This is a genomic window from Moritella sp. JT01, assembly GCF_001574435.1.
Lineage (GTDB): Bacteria > Pseudomonadota > Gammaproteobacteria > Enterobacterales > Moritellaceae > Moritella.
Window position 1 is genome coordinate 507,996 of sequence record NZ_LOCN01000007.1, and the last position, 22,172, is coordinate 530,167.

Here is a 22,172-nt window from a genome sequence, read left to right on the forward strand (position 1 = left end):
ACACCTTCATCTAATTTCTGATCTCAGTTATGTTATTTCCAAGTTAAACAAAAGGAAATAACAATGAAAATATCGCGCAATCAAACACAATGGCAAACCCTAATACAAAATCAGCAAACCAGTGGGTTAACTGTTTCAGATTACTGCCAGCAACATCACTTACCAACGTCGAGCTTCTACGCTTTCAAGAAAAAACTAGGGTTAGCATCAAGTAGCTTTGTTCGCGCTAAAGTGACGCAGCAGATAGAATTTATTGAAGAGCAGCAACAGCCAATCACACTCTCGGTTGGTAAGGCAAACGTCAGTTTGCCTGCAACAACTCCCGCCACATACTTGGCTCAAATACTGCGTGAGTTGAACTAATGCAATCCTTTATTGAACCATCAGCCGTTTTTTTACACCGTGATTTTGTCGACTTTCGAAAATCAATAAACGGGTTAGCTGCCATTGTTGAAGATGAGCTTAATCGTGACGCTTACACGGGAGAATTGTTTGTATTTTGCAATAAAGCCAAAGACAAACTAAAAATATTGTATTGGGATAAGACTGGTTTTGCACTTTGGTATAAACGCCTCGAAAAGCAAAAATTCAAATGGCCGAGTAACATCGATTGCAATGAATTTGAATTAACGGATGAACAATTTAAGTGGCTGCTATCAGGATTTGATGTACTTGGTCACCAAGAGTTACAGTATCAATCGATGATCTAACGCGATCAGTTTTGTCATGTCTGAGTAGTCAACGATCGTTGACGCTCTCCCCTTGTACTAATTGGCGTCAAAAGCAGTTTCATTGTCATAAATTTGCTAAAATGAGCAAATGAAACTTGATGCGAACTTATTACCAGACGACCCTGAACGGCTTAAGGAAATGTTACTTGAGTTGCAGCTACTCGTGACTCAAAAAGACAGTGAGTTAGCTGAAAAAGATAAAGAGCTCAATAAAAAAGATGTAATTTATCAGGAGTTGCTCGAACGTTATAATATAAAACTGGCTAACGAATACGGTAAAAAATCAGAAAAGATGCCAGGTGCTGATGAAGTATTTAATGAAGCGGAAGTGACGCTTGATGAACAAGACGAACAGCTATTAGCGAGCGTATCAACTGAAGAAAAAATAGAGCCAAAGCGCAAACCATTACCGCCAGAACTCCCACGAAAAGAAGTTATCATTGATATTGATGACACAGATAAAACATGTGATTGTTGCCGTAACCCTTTACATAAAATGGGCGAAAGTAGCAGCGAAACCCTTGAATTTGTACCTGCTCATATTAAAGTCATCAAAACTATTCGTCCGAAATATACTTGTCGCCATTGTGAACGAAAAGGTATTGAAAATCATATAAAGATGGCGCCGATGCCAGCCACGCCAATCCCTAAAAGTATTGCTACCGTGAGTTTGCTGAGCCAAATCATCACCTGTAAATATCAATTTGGTTTACCACTTTATCGACAAGAAACAATGTTGAGTGACATCGGTATTGAGTTGAGTCGTCAAACGATGTCGAGCTGGATATTACGTTGTGCAACATTGCTTGAACCTTTATACATGCGCTTGAAAACAACATTGCGAGCTGAGCCAGCTATTCATGCGGATGAAACGCCACTAAAAGTAATCAAAGCCGAAAAAGCGACAAGCTATATGTGGGTATATTGCTGTGGAACAGATGCATTAGGCAGTAACACCAATATAGTGTTATTCGATTATCATAATAGTCGTAGAGCCCAATGTGCGATCGATTTTCTTGATGGTTACGAAGGTTACATGCACGTTGATGGATATAAAGCTTATGAATCAACGCAAGCAACATTGGTTGCCTGTCTTGCGCATATCCGCCGTAAATTCATTGATGTTAAAAAGGTGCAAGGCAAAAAGAAAACAGGGAAAGTGGATGTCGCATTAAATTTAATTGGTAAGTTATACGGAATAGAAAAACGCATTAAAGGAAAATCAGTCAAAGACAAATTTACCATTCGGCAATCAGAAGCCAAGCCTATTGTAAAGATATTATATGACTGGCTCATCGAACACAAAGAAAAAATCCCACCCAAAAGCAAACTTGGCGAAGCGATTAGCTACAGCTTAAACCAATTTGAAAAATTCCAGCGCTACCTTGAAGATGGCAGGTTAAACATCGACAATAACCGAGCGGAACGGGCGGTAAAGCCCTTTGTAATAGGTCGTAAGGCTTGGCTATTCTCGTACACCAATACTGGTGCGAACGCGAGTGCGATTTTATATAGTTTGGTTGAAACAGCAAAAGCGAATAATCTTATTGTTCATGATTATATTGCAACCTGCTTGCAGCAGATTGCTGAAAAGCCGAATGATCTTGACGCGTTGCTGCCATGGAATATTAAACGTAGCTAGGTGTCGTTGCCCAGACGCTTACGGAAAAACTGAGGCGTTATCTTTATTCGGGTGAATTAGGGATTGATAATAACGTCACCGAACGAGACATCAGGCCATTTACCACAGGTCGGAAAAATTGGATGTTCAGCCAATCAGTGGATGGTGCAGATGCAAGCGCAGTACTTTACAGTATTGTGATGACTTGCCGTGCAAACGATATAAATCCGTATTTATATTTCCAAAAACTCTTCACAGAACTGCCACAACGGGATGAATTTGCTGATTTAAGTGATTTATTACCCTGGAATGCAGGCCTAGAAGCCTGATGATATCAGGCTTGACCGCTTAACCAACCGCTTACGTTAATACCTAGACATAACTCTGATTTATGTTAATTTATCCAACATCCGTTTTCCTTACCCCTAATAGGGACTAACAGCAATTGACCAAGCGCTTATCTTACCTACCCAGATCAAACTTTTTGAATGATTTCAGCAATATCATTAATATCCCTCTCATTGTTAATCCATCCCAAGTGACTCGAATCTAAATAACTAATATCGAGATCTGGTGATTTAAGGAAATCATTTAATCCATTATCTTCACTTCTTAAATAGTAGTCCTCAATAAAATACTGAAACATAGAATCATATTTCAGTGCTTGTCGATCATAATCACCACTAACCTTTAGTTCCCGTTTTTTACACTCAAGCATATCTTCTAAAGAGTCAAACTCTTTAACTTTGGCTTTAAATAAATGTATTTTAGCTTTAGTTTCATAAGGCGTAAAACTACAATCATAACGACAATTAATGCCATTGAGATAGAAGTTTAGCTGTTCGTTTTCACTCAGTGATGCCTTAAACGCACCGGTGCAAAAATAAGGATCAATAAGTATTATTTTATCAACTTTACAACCTGATGCCTCTAACTGCCTAGCGATTTCAAATGCAAGCACACCACCAAAACTCCATCCACATAAATAATAAGGTCCATTAGGCTGTATTCTTTTGATCCATTGTAAGTATTGCATTGCCAATCTCTCAAAAGTGTAGAAGCTTTCAGCATAGCTGCTTGATAATCTACTTATATTGTCATAAATATTATTAAACAATACTAATTTATTATTCTTCAACTTTGGCACTAAATTAGCTAGATAACTCTCACCACCTCCTCCACCAGGAGGAAGTAAAAACCATTGAGGACCAGTCGCCTCTATATTTTGTTCAAAATAAGGCGGTTGTTCTAATAATTTCAAATCAGATAAGGTGCAAACGCCACCTTTATCCACAATATTTATACAATGATCAATCACATCATTCAGTGCTTCTTTAAAGCATTTTTCGAAACAAGTTCCAAGTCTTTTAGGAAGTCGAGATTCAATGGAAAAAGTTAATTGATCCCCAATTACATACCCATTAATATTAAGCAGACCATCCAGTTTATTTTTTTTCGATATAGAGTCACCAGCATCTTCATCTAATAATTGCCACAAAGAGCTACTCTCATGAGGTCCACGGTCTAACTGCCCCAAGTAATTAAAACTTATTTTAGGTAACAAACAGGAACCGAATTCAGATTTATTTAACGTTCCAAATCCAATACCTTTATGTGGAATGGCCCTAAGCATTTCTTTAGTCAAGATTAAGGTTTCCGAAAGTTCTTTTTGAACAGATAATCGAACAGGGTAAAGAGAAGTAAACCACCCTAATGTTCGAGAAACATCTAACGAATTAGTAATATCTTCGCGCCCATGCCCCTCTAAGTTAATATGATAATAGTTATACCCAAATGTTTTTTTCAGCCCTATAGATAAAGCTGAAAGTAATACATCATTAATTTCAGAGTTATAAGCCCTATTTACTTTATATAAAAGCCGCTTAGTTGATTCACAATCAAGTACAACTTTATGCTGTACCTGATCTTCAGGTGACGGAAGTATCACCTTATTACTATCACTCAACACATTATGCCAATACTCACGCTCCCCAACATTATTTTTCGCGTATTCTTCAATGCAACTTACCCATTGACGATAACTACTGGTTTTACCTAATAAAGATTTCCCGATAAGTAACTGAGATATATCCTCTCCAATGATACGCCACGATACGCTATCAATAATAAGATGATGTGCTGCAAACCAAAGTCGAGCATAACCATCATCATAACCAGTTAAATAACCGACTTGCCATAATAAACCTTTCTTATAATTAAACATCCCTTGCCAGTCTGTTAGTTGTTGCTGTAATTCATCAGAACTAAGCAAAGAGGTATCCAAGAGCTTAAGCGGCAGCATTGTAGAGTTAAGTGTATATGTTTGCTCCCACTGCTCATCTTTATGATCAAATCGTAATCGGAGTATGTCATGGTGAAGAACTAATTTATCTAATGTATTTATAAGTTCTTTTTCAGATAAATTTGCAGGAATACGCATAATAAAAGATTGATTGAAGTGATTAGAATCAGCTAAGTCAATATTAAAAAACCATTGTTGAATGGGTAGTAAATCAAACGGTCCTTCAAGAGTTCCTTGTTCACAATCAATAACTACAGGTACACGTTCATTTTCTAATAAAAGAGTTAATGCATGTATCGTCGGTGATTCAAAAATATCCTTCGCCTGAATTGAATAACCTTCTTTTCGAAGTCGAGACCCCAACAGAATACTGAGAATGGAATCACCGCCGATCTGAAAGAAGTTATCGTAAATACCAATGCCCTTAAGGCCCAGTACATCCTCCCATATAACGCATATATGCTGTTCTAGCTCAGAGTATGGAGCTACATAAGTACCTCCATAAGTGAACTCAGGCGTTGGTAATGCATGACGGTCCAACTTTCCATTAATTGTCAAGGGTATATGACTTATCACAGAAAAAGAGGTTGGTACCATGTAGTTTGGTAATTGTGTAGTTAGAGTTCGCCTAATGGCCTCAATATCTAACGATGATTCAGTACTGATACGCCCTATTTCATCTAGATTAAGCACTTCACTTGTGTTACCAACGAGGTAAGCAACTAAACTTTTACTACCATCTCGTTCATTATCGACAACCACTGCCTGCTTAACGCAATTAAGTGATGTCAATGCTGCTTCGATCTCCCCCAGCTCAATACGGTAACCACGGATTTTTACTTGATTATCATTACGTCCTAGATATTCAAGATTTCCGTCCGGTAACCAACGAACTAAGTCACCTGTTTTATACAAACGAGTATAACCGTTCTCAATATCCGATGGTGATGTGAAAGGGTTCTTAATAAAGCATTCAGCTGTTAGTTCTGGTCGATTTAAATAACCTAATGCTAAACCGGCACCACCAATATAAAGTTCACCATAAGAACCAATCGGCAATAACTTTTCATTATCATCTAGTACATACACTTTACGGGTATTTATTGGTTTTCCTATTGGAACCGAATTAGAGAACACATCACATTTATATATCGTCGTGAATGTCGTACTTTCTGTAGGTCCATAACCATTTAATACAAAACGAGGCGCAAACTCACGTTCGAGCAATTGCCTAATTAGTCTAGCAGTAAGGGCTTCACCTCCAATTAACAAATAGTTTAATCCATCAAATAAATTGGGTGCGTTAATAAATAAACTATCAAATAATGTTCGAGTCAACCATAATATTGTTATTCGCTGCTGATTCAATATCCTGTCAAGTGTTTCCTCTGTGTATACCATATTACTCGGCACGACGACTAGCTTAGCTCCCTGTGTCAACGCGCCCCATATTTCAAACGTAGCGGCATCAAAATTAGGACTTGAACAATGTAACAATACATCCGAAGAGGATAATTCAATAAAGTCATTATTTTCAATTAGTGAAACAACACCTTTATGGGTTGTCAAAACTCCTTTGGGTTTACCTGTAGTTCCAGAGGTATAAATAACGTAAGCAATCTGCTCAGAACTAGTCCCTCCTTCCAAGTTTCCGGTCGGTTGTAACGTAGTGTTTCCAGACTGCTCAGCAATCAATACCAAAGGTGTAAGAGATTGTGTACTCAATTCATCATCAAGAAGTTCTACATACTGGTGCTGGGTCAATATTACATCAGATTGCGTATCTCCAAGCATAAAGAGGGTACGCTCCATCGGATACTCCGGTGAAATAGGAACATAAGCACCACCCACTTTCAACACAGCCAACATACTAATCACCATGTCTAAACTACGGTCAAGATAAAGTACTATTAATGTGCCCGGTTTTAACGGTTTATTATAGCGTTCTTGGTATTGCACGCAGAGAACTCGTGCTAACTGGTTGGAACGATTATTTAATTCGCGATATGTCAGCTTTTCGTCTTCAAAAATCAACGCTATGTTGTCCGGGTCTTTGTCTACCTGTTCTTCGAACAGCTGATGAACCGTTTTATTTTTAGGATACGGTGTATCTACCGGATTCCAAGCATGCAGTAAAGTATGACGTTCATGCTCAGACAGCATATCGATATCTGACAGTTTTTGAGAGGGTGTTTCAACCATTGCATGAAGAACACGCTGATACATATCCGCCATCCTAATCACACTCGAAGCATCAAATAAACTAACCGCATAATTAAGATTAACAGATAACTTAGACTGCCCATCGTTGACGAATAAGCTAATATCGTATTTAGCTGGTGCGTATATCTCATTCTCTAATTCGGCGGATGAAAATACTTGCCGACTCTTTTTTAATTCTTTTTCAGCAAAATTTTGAACACTGAACATTACTTGAAACAGTGGGTGATGACTCATATTCCTTTCGATCTTCAGATGATCGACTATTTGTTCAAATGGCAGTTCTTGATGCGCCTTTGCTGCTGTGAGCAATGCATGTGTATCACTGATGTACTCCGTCACTGTTTTACCCTTATCAACCTGACTACGGATTGCCAGAGAATTAACAAAGAAACCAATCAAAGATTGTGTTTGAGCATGATGTCGATTGTCTGAGGGTGTGCCGATTACAATATCATCTTGTCCGGATAATCTAGAGAGTATCAGATAAAAAGCACTGAGCATTACAGTATACAAACTGGTATCCTGATTACGAGCCAATTGACGTAATTCAGTAGATAAAATGTCGCTTAAATCAAAGCAATAATTACGTCCCTTGTAGTCGTTCTGGGAGGGGCGAGGTTTATCCGTTGGCAACATAAGTGTTTCTATACTAGATAACTGTGTTCCCCAGAAATCGAGTAATTTCGTTAGGTTATCTCCTCGTAAATAATCGCGTTGCCAAACTGCATAATCAACATAACTAATACTTAATTCAGGTAAGCTAACATCCATATTCTGGGAAAATGCCTGATACACTTCAGACATTTCATTTGTAAATACTTCTGTTGACCAACCATCAAAAGCGATGTGATGCCAAAGTATTAATAAATAATGTGAACCATCTTTTTCGTAATGATGAACACGCATTGGCGCTTCGTTTTCCAGATCAAACGGCAATTCAATAAGCCTTTTAACCGAAGACCTCAACTCTTCACTATCAACAACTACCTGAGAATGTACAACAATTGGGCTTGTAAGTAAGTGCAGATAGTATTCATCTCTATCATTAAGACGATACACAGAGTTCAACACAGGATGGCGTGTCGCAACACAGTTAATCGCCCGAGCTAATACATCTATATTAATGTCATCATCTAATTGTAACAGTGCAGGTATGTGATACGCGTTACTTCCTTGCTCAAACTGTTCAATAAACAATAGTCGTTCTTGAGCAAAAGATAATGGCGGCTCAATTTTCTGGCATTTAGGGATAATGAGCATTGCTGAATGCCCTAATTTAGGAGCTAGATTAGCAATAGTTTTATGCTCAAATAGCAATGATATAGGTATATCCATATTAATACGCTGTCGGGTAATCGCCGTTAAACGGATCGCGGTAATTGAATCACCACCAATACGGAAGAAGTTATCCTGAATATCAACTTTATCAAGGCCCAATACATCCTGCCAAATTTCACATAGCTGAGCCTCTAACTCTGTACGTGGTGCGATATAATCTTCACTAGCTGTAAAATTGAGTTCAGGTAGTGCGCGATGATCAAGCTTCCCGTTGATGGTTAAAGGTAGACTATTAATAACAGTAAATATCGAAGGAACCATATATTCAGGCAACCTAGAGGCAAGGTAGTCACATATGCTATTGGTTAAAACACTGTCATTCTGATATTGTAAATCTCCAACAAGATAAGCAGCCAAATATTTACTACTATTACATTCTTTAACAATAACGACTGCCTGCTTAATATTTTCATGTGCGGTTAATACAGTCTCAATTTCACTCAGTTCAATACGATAACCGCGGATTTTAGTCTGGCGATCATTACGTCCCAAATACTCCAAATTACCATCCGTAAACCAACGAACTAGATCTCCGGTTTTATATAATCGATTATACCCTTTCTCAATGTCAGTTTCTGAAGCAAACGGATTCTCGATAAAGCTAGCCGCAGTTATATCTGGACGGTTCAAATAACCTCGAGCCAAACCTCCTCCACCAATGTACAGTTCTCCAACACAACCCATGGGCGTAATTTGTGTATTTTGATCTAATACATAAAGTTTAGTATTGGCATAAGCTTCACCTATTCCTCTGTTCTTTATTGGTTTAACGCAAGAATACATAGCACCAACAGTTGTCTCTGTAGGACCATATTCATCAATAATAATATTAACCGAGTCTTTCAGCAGTCTTATATGGGTATCTGTAAGTTTCTCTCCCCCTAAAACTAAGTATTTTATATGAATATCTTTATGCTCCAACGTAACTTGTGCAACACTAGGGGTTGTTTTGATCAGATTGATTTGATTAGTAAGTAAATGCGTTTTATAGAGCGCTATATCAGTTATTTCACCTGCAAAAATACATACTCGACTCCCTTCTAATAACGGGCAAAGCATGGTGGTTATTGATAAGTCAAAACAATAATTAGTAGAGAAATCAACATTACCTAAGGGCTCTCCAATTTTTTTAAAAAAAGTTGATGCATAATCTATTACACTCTTATGCTCAATCATGACACCTTTAGGCTTACCAGTGGTACCTGAGGTATAGATGATATAAGCCAGATCAGTCGCAGCACTCGTTATACCTAAATTATCAGTAGATAATTGCGGACTATCCTCCAACTCTAGTACATTAAAAATAATTGGTGAGTTAGGTTCTTCATCTAACAATAGTTCAAGTGTCGATACATAATGACTTTGTGTTAACAGTAAACTCGCGTTAGTATCTTCCAAGATAAATTGAGCCCGATCTACAGGATACTCCGGCGATACAGGTATATAAGCCCCACCCGATTTCAAGACTGCTAATATACTGATAACCATTTCCATACTACGATCCAAGTACAGTGCAATGAAGGTATCGGGTTGTAACAATTTGTTATGCTCTTCCTGATATGTTGCTCTGATAACATGCGCTAATTGATTAGCCCGATTATTTAATTCACGATAAGTTAACTCCTCACCGGCACAAACTATAGCTATATTATCCGGTGATATTTCAACTTGTTCCTCGAATAGCTGATGGATAGTTTTATCTTCCACGTGTAGTGTATCGGTCTGATTCCAAGAATGTAATAATGTATAGCGTTCTTGGTCAGACAACATATCTATCTCAGACAGTAGCTGATGTGGGTTTACCACCATAGAACACAATACGTGTTGGTACATATTGGTAAAACGAATTATACTTTCGTCTTCGAATAAACTGGTAGCATAGTTAACATTAATAACAAAATTTTCTTCCGCATTATTTACAAACATGCTTAAGTCATATTTAGCGGAAGAATTAACTAGCTCCCCGAGATCCACAATGTTTAAATTTAATCTATCTTTCCGATCTTTTTTCCTTGTAAAATGTTGTACACCAAAAACTACTTGAAATAATGGATGTCTAGCGATATCTCTCTCTATATCTAAAGCATCAATAATACGATCTAGTGGTAATTCTTGGTGTTTTTTAGCATCTGCGGCTATTTGATGAATATAGTCAATAAAGCCTTTAATCGTTTGCTTTGATTTGAGTTGACAGCGAAGCGCAAGAGAGTTAACAAAAAAACCGATTAAGGATTGAGTTTGTGCATGATGCCTATTATCTGATGGTGTTCCCACTATAAGATCATCTTGTCCAGACCACGTCGATAACGTGATATAAAAAGCACTTAACATCACAGTATATAGTGTAGTTCCTTGCTCCTTTGCTAGAATATCAAGCTGACCAGAGAGATTCGCATCCAATATAACATTATAGTCTTTACCTTTATAATCCATTTCCGTTGGACGGTTCCTATCCATAGGAAGAGTAAGAGTCTCATAGCCTGACAGCTGAGTTTTCCAATACTCTAATAACTGCTTAAGTATGTCGCCTTGTAAATATTTTTTTTGCCAAACAGCATAATCACCATAAGTAATACTTAACTCAGGAAGTGGAGCGCACTTCTCATCAGATAGTGTCGAATACACTTTAGATAGATCATTCATAAATATTTCTGTAGACCAACCATCAAAAGCTATATGATGCCAAATAATAAGTACATAACATTCCTCACCAAGATTGTAATGGTGCACTTTCATTGGGGCTTCATTAGCTAAGTTAAAAGGTTTTTCAATGATTTTCTTAACATCTCTAATGAGATTATGTTTATCTTTAGCTATATGCTGCGGTTGAGAAATAGGTGACGTGAGTAAATGTTGATAATACTCTCCATTATTATCAATACGGAATACAGTATTCAAAACAGGATGTCGATCTATTACACAATAAATAGCTTTTTTCAATATATTGATATCAACATCTATATCGACTTTCAATAAAGCTGATATGTGATAAGCATCACTTCCTTTATTTAGTTCTTCAATAAATAATAGCCTTTCTTGCGCGAAAGATAGTACCGTAGCATCACCTTCACGACCTTGATAAATAGTCTTTTTTTCAAAGTCTGTTTTAGAATAGACTCTATTTTTTTCCAATAACGAAATTAAGTCGCACTTACGTTTTTTTACAACATTAATATCAAACTCATCAGGCATACTTTTATAAGATAATTTAAGTTCAGAGCCTGAAACCCACAGCGACGCACCCTGTTCTTTAAATCGATTAATTAAATCAAGCATCATAATCCTTAAAATATCATTACTGTTTCTTCTTCATAACATTGAGTTGACTCAATGTGATGAAGTAAGTTTTCAATAGTTTTATATTCAAACAAGAGTGGTAACGAAATATCTATATTCATTAATTGACTGCTAGCTGTAGCTAGACGGATCGCGGTTATAGAGTCGCCACCAATGCGAAAGAAATTATCTTGAATACCGACTTGATCAATACCAAGTACATCTTGCCAAATATTACAGAATTGAGTTTCCAATACTGTTCTAGGGGCAACGTATATATCACGAGTAATTAGCTGCGGAGCAGGTAAAAGACTACGATCAAGTTTGCCATTCAATGTTAAAGGGACTTTATCTATAACCAAGAAACTAGCAGGAATCATGTACTCAGGCAATTGGGAAATGAGAGCGTCACGTAATTTATCTATTTCTAATTGACATCCAATATCCATAATTATGTATGCAGCAAGATATTTATTATCATTACGTTCACACTCTATAACTACTGCTTGCTGTACCCCATCAAATTCTGTCAGTTTATTTTCTATTTCTGATAGTTCAACCCTGAAACCACGGATCTTGATCTGACTATCATTACGCCCAAAATACTCTAAGCTACCATCGGCTAACCAACGCACCACATCACCGGTTCTATATAAGCGTGTATAACCTTCTTTTATATCCTCTCCAATCGAAAATGGACTTTCTATAAAACATTCAGCCGTTAACTCTGGAAGATTCAAATAACCACGGGCTAAACTAGGGCCCCCTATATACAACTCACCTATAATCCCAGGAGGTAAAAGCTGCTTATTAATATCCAATACATATAGTTTTGTATGAGCTAAAGGCACACCGATTGAGCATGAAAAAGTGTTTTTATTACATAATAGCGCTGTGCTCCAAACACTATTCTCAGTAGGTCCATATTCATTAACCAGTAATGCCTTTTGATTAATTTCATAATGTTGTTTATGCAAATGAGCAGTTAGTTCCTCTCCGGCAACAATTACTTGTTTTAAATTTAATTCTATAGAGAAGCTAAATACTTCACGTAAAAATAATGAATAATACGTTGGAGTCATTAAAGTATGAGTTATTGAATGTTTTTTAAGTAAGGTTGTCACATGATGGACATCCAGACTCCTAGTCATCACAAGTTTACCGCCGCTTGATAGCGTTCCAAAAATACCCGCAATAGAGCTATCGAAGACATATTGAGACACTAAAAGAAATGATTCATATGAAGTATAATATTTCAATCTTGCGTGGTTAGATTGCACTATATTAAAATGCTCAATCATAACCCCTTTCGGGTTACCGGTAGTTCCCGATGTATAAATGACGTAGGCTAAATCACAACTACTACAAGTTATATTTAGATTACTCTTCGCCATTCCAGACATCGCAGTGGGAATATCTACGATAAATATAGCTGGGGGAGTCACTCGATTACTGACTAGCTCTTTTAATTTAGCGCTTTGTACCTCTTGCGTCAGAAGTAACGATGTTCCAGTATCATTTAATATGAAATTTATTCGCTCTTCTGGATATTCAGGTGAAATAGGAACATAAGCACCACCGGTCTTCAGTACAGCTAAAATACTAATAATCATTTCTATACTGGGTGTCAGATATAATCCAACCAAGTTACCAGTCGGTAATACTTGACTATATTGTTTTTTATACTGAAATCTAATTTTTCTAGCTAATTGATTTGCTTTCTCATTTAATTCACGGTAGGTAAGATTTTCACCTTCAAAACTCAAAGCTGTACTATTTGGTGTCGTATTTACTTGAGCTTCAAACACCTGGTGAAGGGTCTCGTGCTGCGATAATTGTACATCTATATCGTTCTGTATATTAAGTAAATTATAGCGTTCTATTTCACTGACCAAAGAAATCTGTTGATGTGGCATATTTGGATTAGATATAACTTGAGTAATGATTTTTTCTATCTGACTTAGTAAATTAGTCGCCTGTGTTTCACACAGCCATTCTTCAGCAGAGTTTAATTTAATAACTAGACTTTCATCTTGCTCAAAAGCAACGATAGATACAGGATAGTCTACCTTCTCTATAGAATCTCTCAAGCATATATTAATACTTCCACCTTGAGAGTTAGTAGATGATGGATAGTTTTCAAACACAAACAAACTATGAAACAAACGTTCACCCTTATGCTGTAAACTAGATAAGGATATATTACTGTGATTATTTAGCTCAAATGTAGCCTCTTGAATACATTCTAGTATCTTATTTACACTAACATTTTCAGCCCAATTAACAATCAGTGGCAAGGTGTTTATGTACAAGCCTACACTTTTCTCAATTCCGTCAATAGGAATATTCCTACCTGATACGGTAGTACCTACAACAGTCTGATCATCTTGGGTGTAAATATGCAATAATTTATGCCATGCAAACTGAGTGATCGTATTTATCGTAACCCCGAGTTGGAGACAACTCAGCTTTAATTGTGAATATATACCACCTCTGAGAGTTAGAACTCTCTCAATTGGTTTGTCAATCACTATACTTTGTGACAAATCAATTGATTGACTAAGTAAGGAATTAACGTCATTGGTACCATTTAGCAGTTTAATTTTTTCGTCCCAATACATCTCAGAATATTTATTTTGTTGAGCCAAATATAGCTGTGCCTTAGCATATGCGGTATCAATTTCAACTATAGGAGTTTCCCCCTTCACTAATGAGTCGTAATAGCTGAACACTGTTTGCAATACTACTGAACCACTCCAACCATCACTAATACTATGATGCTCACTCTTGAGTAACGTATAATAAGAACTATGATGCTTGATCAAAATAAAACGAATAAGTCCCGGTTTATGCAAATTAAACTCTAGCGCCCGATCTTGTTTTTGTATCAATTCAATTTCAGTATTCCGTTCTGCTTCTGAAAGACGGCTTATGTCTTTTAATATGAAGTTTTCATCGGTAATACTCGCATCCTTAGTGACCACCTGCACTATTTCACCGTCCCAATTAAATGCAGTACGAAGAATAGGATAACTCTTTGACGCTAGCGACCAAGATTGTTTAAATTTCAAAATATCTAGATCATGATGAATATCAAGTAATAACTGAACACGGTAAGCATCATCATCAGGATGATGTAGATGATGAGAAATGAACCCTTTTTGCAAGCTATTGGCTGGATAAATAGCCTCGATATCATATCTTTTACGTAATAATTCCAGTTGTTCACAAGTTAAATTGGCCTCAGGATAATCATATGGAGTAGTAACTCCGCCTTTTGAGTAAATTTGAAAAGTGTGTTCTATCATCGCTACAAGTGTACTTTCAAAATCCTTAACAAATTTATCGTTAAGTTCAGTTTCTAGTCCTGAAGTTATTTCAAAAACAAGCTGACCATTTTTCACTACACCAAGAATATCTAAGATTAGCCCCTCTGAATTACGCTTATCATTTGTTATTCCAACATCTTCACCCGTAACGCTCCAAAAATCTAGTTCACGAGTTAATTCTTTATTTTGTTTAAACTGCCCAAGATAATTAAAACGAACTGTTGGCAGGTTATTTTTCGTAAAATAGCGATCATTTTGATAAACAAAACCAAATCCAATACCTTTATCTGGGATCTCTCTCATCATTTCTTTAGTTCGAATTATAGTTTCACCAATAGTAACGAAGTTCATCAGTTTTACTGGATATAAAGAAGTAAACCAACCACACGTACGTGATATATCAAAATCATCAAAAATATGATCTCGACCATGCCCTTCCAATAATATATGGTTTATGTCATTACCAGATAAAGGGGTTAACGCCAACGAAAGTGCGCTAAGTAATAAATCTTGTATTTCGGTATTATAGGCTCCATTTGATTTACGTAACAAAATATCTGTTTGTATTTTAGTTAATTTAATCTTTTCACGCATTTCAATTACGCATTTTGGATAATCAGTTTGCTCGCTTAATACTTGTTTCCAATAATCAAATTGTGATTTATTTTCCTGAGCATAACATTGCAATCCATCAATCCATTGCCTATAACTTGTTCCTTTTTTCACTAACGGTTTGGAAGCTAATAATTGTTTAAGATCTGAAACTAATATATTCCACGAAACGGTGTCAACTATTAGATGATGGAATACAAAGCACAACCTAGTGTCACCATCCTTAGAGCCATTTAAACGTATAACTTTCCATAAAGGCCCAGATTGATAGTCTAAGTCCGCATGATATTGTGTCAGTAATATTTTCAATTGAGTATCAGTCAGTCCTCTTATATCTACAGTGACTAGCTGAGGAACCCAATTATCTATCTCAGCTTTATCTTCTGAAAGGTATTGGTAGCAATTCTTAAACCCGGCTTCTGTCGCCACAAAATTAGCATGCAGCATATCATGCTGCTTTGTTAATCCTGCCAATGCTTGTTGTAACTTTTCATTATCTAGGTCTTGAGGAATTTTAATAATAAAAGCTTGGTTATAATGTGATGGGTTTACCAAGGATTGATTTAAGAACCAATTTTGGATCGGATGTAAATCAAATATTCCATCTAGTAATCCCTGCTCATTTTTAACTGTTATAACGTCTGTTTCTGATGAACTTTTAGCAATTAGTATAGCTAATTCAGCTACCGTCGGAGCATCAAATATAGCTTTAACTTGAATATCAAAGCCCGACTGTCTTAATGTTGAAACTAAAGTCATACTAACAATAGAATCACCACCGATACGGAAAAAATTGTCATGAATACCTATTTTATCGGTCCCTAGAACTTGCTTCCATATTTCAATTAAAGTAGCTTCAAGTGTCGATGTCGGCTTAGAGAAAGTATCTTCGGAGATCAATATAGGTTCAGGTAGCGATTGTTTATCTAACTTACCATTAATAGTTAGCGGTAAACTGTCAAGCACTACAAAAGAAGATGGAACCATATACTCAGGTAGCTGGTTAACTAAAAATGCTCTGATCTTATCAGTTATAATTCGATTTTCAGGTGTCAAAACAATGTATGCTACAAGAATTTTTTGTTGCTGGACATGCTCAATGACTGCAACATGATTAACTTCAGGTAGCTTCAAAATACAGTTTTCAATTTCCCCCAGCTCAATACGGAAACCACGTATTTTAACCTGCTTATCATTTCGACCTAGATACTCTAAAGTACCATCAGACAAATAACGAGCTAAATCACCTGTTTTATAAAGTCGAGTATACCCATTCTTTATATCGTCTTCAGAAGCAAAAGGATTATCAATAAAACGCTCATTAGTTAATTCGCGATTATTTAAGTAACCCCGAGCAAGCCCTTCACCACCCACATAAAGTTCACCCTGAGCTCCCCACGGAAGTAGATTAAGATTAGGGTCAAGCACAAAACACTTAACATCTCTAAGTGGTCGCCCCACATTAGAAGAGTTTGTATCCACGTTTTGATCGAGATGATTATAAGTAACATGAACTGTTGTTTCTGTAATTCCATACATATTAATCAATTTAGGATAACCCTCAGGAAAATGTTTTTTCCACTTATCCAATTTACTAATATGTAATACATCGCCTCCAAAAATAACATAGCGTAAGTGAGGTAAATTATACCTATGATTCAGAGCTACCTCTGAAAATACATCAAATGCGTTTGGAGTCTGATTTAATACTGTAACTTTTTGAGTAACACATAGTTTAACGAATGAATCAAAATCGCGAATACAATAATCCGTCGGAATAATAAGCTTTCCTCCATGTAACAAGGCCCCCCATAGCTCCCAAACACTAAAGTCAAATGTATATGAATGAAATAATGACCACACGTCTTTATTACTGAATGAAAAATCAAGTTGAGTAATATTGATCAGACGAACTACATTTCTATGCGGTTGAAGTACGCCCTTAGGCTGTCCTGTTGTGCCTGATGTATAAATAACATACGCTAAGTCGAATTCGTCACTAGTAACGTCTAGGTTTTCCACTTCAACTGATTCAACTGATTCAACTGATTCAACTGATAAAATGACAGGAGCATAAGATAACAGGCTCACACATTTATTTAATATTGTAATATGATATTGATGTGTGAGTAATAATCCCGGAGAAGAATTCTCAAGTATAAACTTCGTTCGTTCAGATGGATATTGCGGGGATATTGGGATATAAGCTCCCCCAGCCTTTAGTACCGCTAGTATACTTATAACCATTTCTAAACTACGATCTAAATACAGTGCAATAAATGTATCTGGAGATAATGATTGATCATGCTCTTCTTGATATTTCTGTCGTATTAATCTAGCTAATTGATTAGCCTTATTATTTAATTCTAGATAAGTTATTTCTTCATTTTCAAATACTAAAGCGACATTATCAGGTGTTCGTCTTACCTGTTCTTCAAATAATTCATGCACGGTTTTATTCCGCGAATAAGGTATATCAGAATGATTCCATGTATGTAATAAAGTATGTCTCTCTTGCTCACTGACCAAAGATATCTGAGCATGTTCAACCATTTTTATTAATACCAATTGATTAACAATAAGCTCTAGTTGGTGGAGTAACCGAGTAGCCTGAACATCATTAATCCATTCTTTATTATAACTAAACTTGAAAGCCAAACTGGATCTTTTAAGAACAGTAGTAACCATTATAGGGAAAACTAATTTATCAGGGAGCATATTAAAAGCACATACCCCCTCTCTAAGTTCATCATCGAATACAAAGACACTGCTAAATAATACGTCTTGCAGCTCTATATTATCAATATAGTCATTATGGTTACATATAGAAGTGGAATACGTTTGTTGAAGCTGAATCAATATACATTCAATACTTTCAGAATTTCTCCAATCTAATGTTAAAGGACGAATATTTATTTTATCGTTATTTAAAACCCTCATCCCTACAGTAGTCTGCTCATCTTGTGTATAAGTTCTCAACAGCTTATGCCACACAAATTGTGTGATAATATCCATTGTTACATCAAAGCGATCACAGCAGAATTCCAATTTATTATAAATATCACCTTCAATTAATAATATTTTTTCTCCAGTCGTACGTATCAAGTCAACTCGTGATAGATGACCAGTTCCACCCAATAGTCCATTAACATCGTTTTGTGGGGGTATCAGCAACCATTTTTTTGACTTTATTGATTTGTTATTACTCTGAACTTCATTATTCTCTTCAAAATCATTTATACATTCGGCCTGAATATTAATTAGATTAATTACATTTTCATCTGTGAATACTGAACTTGATGCCATGACTTTACGCCATAATGATCCTCTATATTCAAACAAAGTAAAATCTAGATCAAATTGAGCCGATACTGGCGGAAGGTTAATACCTGTTATTTTTAATTGATTATTATCTCCACCAAGTACTAGCTCATAGTCAGGAACACCAGCTAATATTGGCAATAACCCGGAAATAACATCTGAACTTTTTAATTGAACTAAGTAATTACATACAACGTTAATTTTTTTTCTGGTCAATTGAGGTTTTTTTTTAGAAAGCAATAACTCCGTGATTTTCCCACTCACTTCAAGTAATAAATCTCTAATGTTTTTTTTATCTATATTCGAAATAGATAAAGGCTCTAAATCAACAAAATGTCCGAGTAAATAACGACTTTTCCTAGTACGTCGCGCGATAGGAACACCAATCGTGACACTACTATTATTAGTGAATTTACTAATAGTAAAAAATACACTTGTTAATATTACCGAAAATAAGCTAACATTATAAACTGATGCTATGTCTTTTATTTTTGGGAACAATTTAGATATAACATCAAGTGAAACAACATAATTTTCTATATTTACATTTGAACTTTCAATATCAGAAGTGAAATCAACTGGATAAACAGTTTCACTATCCACAAAATCTAAATTTTCATTTTCATTTTCATTTTCATTTTCATTTTCATTTTTTGGATTATAAAAATAATTAATTGACGGCGAAAGTTCTGCAGAAATATCTTTGCTAATTAGAAGCCTTAATAAATCATTAGCAACTAGTTGTAATGACCATTGATCACATACTATATGGTGTCCTTTAATTATCAACACCTTATAGTCATCTATACTTAAACAATAAAATTCAAAGGTTCGTAAATTAAAATCAATAACTTTATTCGCATGTTCTTTACATATGGACGATAGATCTACTTTTGTACTTGATACATTAATATTATTCCAATTTATCGGATCAAGATTTTGTGATTTTATTATTAATATTGGTACATCATCTCGGGTATCAACAAAACTATTAATTATAGGGTGACGATTAACCAAATAAACTAAACATAACATTAACCTCTCAGACTCAATTTCACCCGTTATTTTTAACGCACATGATACATTAAAAACTGGACTCAATTGATCTAATTCCTGTCCTTGCCATACTTGTAACTGACGTGGAGATAATTTATTTTTTTCAATATTCATACAAATTCCATTTTAATTAGCGACAAGTGTAACCACCATCAACATATAGTGTACTTCCAGTGGTCCAACGACTCTCTAATAAATAGATAATAGCCTCCGAAATGTCGCTAGGAGATCCAAAGCCTAATGGATGCAACTCCGAAAGTTGTTGAAAATGACCTGATGGAGCTACCCCTTGATAACCAATATTTAGACTTGTTTTAATCATCCCCGCAGCAATGCAATTTACAGTTACCTTATCTTTTGCTAATTCCAGTGCTGCACAGCGACATAAACTACCAAGAGCACCCTTACTAGCAGCATATGCAGCGACCCCTTGCTCTCCAACCGATTGGCTAACCGATGAAAGTAAAACGAGAGATGTATGATCGTTTTTCCGCACCTTTTTACGTGTGAAAGCCTTTATCATAGCTAATGCACCACCACAATTGACTCTATAAGTTTGTTCAAAATCAAGATAAGTAGATTTACGAATGCTCATCATTGAATGAACACCCGCACAATATACTCCGCCACTAAAACCGCCATACTCATTCGCATTATTAACTATAATATCTGTAAGTTGATCAGGGATTAACAAATCGACAATGGCCATTTGATGTACACCAGGAAGTAAATCATTTAGCTCTTTAAGTTTATTTTCACTACGACCAATTAATAAAATAGAATAGCCTTTTTTAGCTAAATCATGACAAGTTATACTGCCCAAATCCGATGTTGCACCTATAATTAAAATGCGTTTTTCAGAACCTTCAGCTGAAGTAATCCCCATATTTTTATTACTCTTTATATAAAATTTGATAAAGGTTATAACTTCATTTCAGTCCCAGGAAGCAGGCTTATGCACTGTCCAGTCATTACCCTATTACCTAAGGTGAAGTTTTCAATATATATTATTAACTGTTCAATCAAATAGACATTAGGTCTAATACCAAAAGCTGAGTTTCGTAACTGTCGTCGTATTTTTTTTCGTTCAAGATCATTATTTGCCCAAAACGGAATGGTTATACTATTTACATAAACACCTGACACACTCATTTCTTTCGCTAATGTCATCATAAATGCATTCTTTGCATGATTAGTTATACTACCTACGTCTTTATCCAAATAACTCAAACTATCTGAATAAATAGGGAACAATATATTAGCTCCATACTCCTTAAGAAAATTAGATATTGAGCGATACAATTTAAATGTATTATAAAAGTCATTAAGTAAATAACTTATTATTTTCGGTTCAGAAAATATGTTTTTTTCACTAGTTTTTTCACTTCCATGAATAACAATAATTTGTTCATTATTAAATTCGACTCCTTTACATTTCATATAATTAATTAGAGCCTCACTTCCATTTTCACACCATTTTATTAACTCATTTTCATCAATAGTGGATACATCAGGATTAAGCTCTTTAATTTCATTTGAAGGATTAATTAAAACCATTGATTTGTTTTTATGAAAGTATTGGACTAATGCTCTATCAAACTCGCTTTTAGCTTGAATAATAAATAATAAAAATGGTTTACTCATATCAAAAAACCGCCATCGAGTTGTATTACTGCACCATTTTGATAACTAGGTGATATCGCAGTTAAATGAAGAACGCTAGAAGTGATATCTTTAGTTTGAGCGATCCTCTGCATACTAGTACAAGATATTATCGAGGATATTTTATCAGCTGGTATTTCAGCGACCATTTGAGTCTCAACTAATGCTGGAGCAATAGCATTACAAATAATATTGAACGAACCATATTTTCTCGCTATAGTACGAGTAAGACCGATAATGGCGCCCTTTGAAGTAGCATAATTTATTTGCCCCTCACGCCCAACTACTCCACTTTTAGATACTACATTTACAATACGTCCGAATTTTTGGGATTTAAAATAAGGTAATACGTTTCTACAAAAGTTAAAAGTCCCTTTAAAATTAACCTCTATAACTTTTTTCCATTCTTCATCGGTCATTCTTTGAAAAAGATTATCAGCACTAATTCCTGCATTATTAATCAATATATCAATACGTCCATGATTAGACGTAATTGTATTAATACATTCAGAAACAAACACCTCATCAGCAACAGAGCCTTGCATTAATATAAATTTAGGTTTATTGATCAATGAGGTTACAATTGAGGAGCGTGCAATTCCGTAAACAACAGCACCTAACTCAAGATAACTTTTTGTTATATCTTCTCCGATCCCTTTTGAACATCCTGTAACAATAACTATTTTGTTTTCAAACATAAT

The 22,172-nt window shown here is 35.6% G+C and carries 8 protein-coding genes and 1 pseudogene; 4 read left to right on the forward strand and 5 right to left on the reverse strand.

Annotated features, from left to right (window positions below; genetic code table 11):
- Positions 1-63 precede the first annotated feature (63 nt).
- The 4 genes and pseudogenes from AKG98_RS08885 to AKG98_RS08900 form a co-directional block, all read left to right on the forward strand.
- Positions 64-363, forward strand: a complete 300-nt coding sequence (locus tag AKG98_RS08885) for a hypothetical protein (protein ID WP_067044423.1) — start codon at positions 64-66, stop codon at positions 361-363.
- A complete protein-coding gene (gene tnpB / locus AKG98_RS08890; protein ID WP_067044434.1) occupies positions 363-710 on the forward strand; it encodes an IS66 family insertion sequence element accessory protein TnpB in 348 nt (115 codons plus the stop codon). Before AKG98_RS08885 ends, tnpB begins: the two co-directional genes overlap by 1 nt.
- 109 nt (positions 711-819) lie before the next feature.
- Positions 820-2,373 carry an IS66 family transposase gene (locus AKG98_RS08895; RefSeq protein ID WP_067044450.1) on the forward strand — a complete coding sequence of 518 codons (1,554 nt, stop codon included), beginning with the start codon at positions 820-822 and terminating at the stop codon, positions 2,371-2,373.
- Positions 2,374-2,399: 26 nt separating this feature from the next.
- Positions 2,400-2,681, forward strand: a pseudogene (locus AKG98_RS08900) (transposase); the annotation flags it as partial.
- Positions 2,682-2,827: 146 nt separating this feature from the next.
- On the opposite strand, the gene AKG98_RS08905 reads toward AKG98_RS08900, so the two are convergent.
- Genes AKG98_RS08905 through AKG98_RS08925 form a run of 5 tightly spaced genes read right to left on the reverse strand, consistent with a single transcriptional unit; the run spans position 2,828 to position 22,169 of the window.
- Positions 2,828-11,491 (reverse strand): non-ribosomal peptide synthetase, encoded by an 8,664-nt coding sequence (locus AKG98_RS08905; RefSeq protein ID WP_067044459.1) that lies wholly within the window; start codon positions 11,489-11,491, stop codon positions 2,828-2,830.
- 8 nt (positions 11,492-11,499) lie between these two features.
- On the reverse strand, positions 11,500-19,923 hold the full coding sequence (locus tag AKG98_RS08910; protein ID WP_067044462.1) for a non-ribosomal peptide synthetase: 8,424 nt from the start codon (positions 19,921-19,923) through the stop codon (positions 11,500-11,502).
- A 16-nt stretch (positions 19,924-19,939) separates the two neighbouring features.
- The gene (locus tag AKG98_RS08915; protein WP_067044469.1) at positions 19,940-20,695 is read right to left on the reverse strand and encodes an SDR family NAD(P)-dependent oxidoreductase; all 756 of its coding nucleotides are present in this window, start codon (positions 20,693-20,695) and stop codon (positions 19,940-19,942) included.
- 35 nt (positions 20,696-20,730) lie between these two features.
- Positions 20,731-21,453, reverse strand: a complete 723-nt coding sequence (locus AKG98_RS08920; protein ID WP_067044473.1) for a hypothetical protein — start codon at positions 21,451-21,453, stop codon at positions 20,731-20,733.
- A complete protein-coding gene (locus tag AKG98_RS08925) occupies positions 21,450-22,169 on the reverse strand; it encodes an SDR family NAD(P)-dependent oxidoreductase (RefSeq protein WP_067044477.1) in 720 nt (239 codons plus the stop codon). Before AKG98_RS08925 ends, AKG98_RS08920 begins: the two co-directional genes overlap by 4 nt.
- Positions 22,170-22,172: the final 3 nt, after the last annotated feature.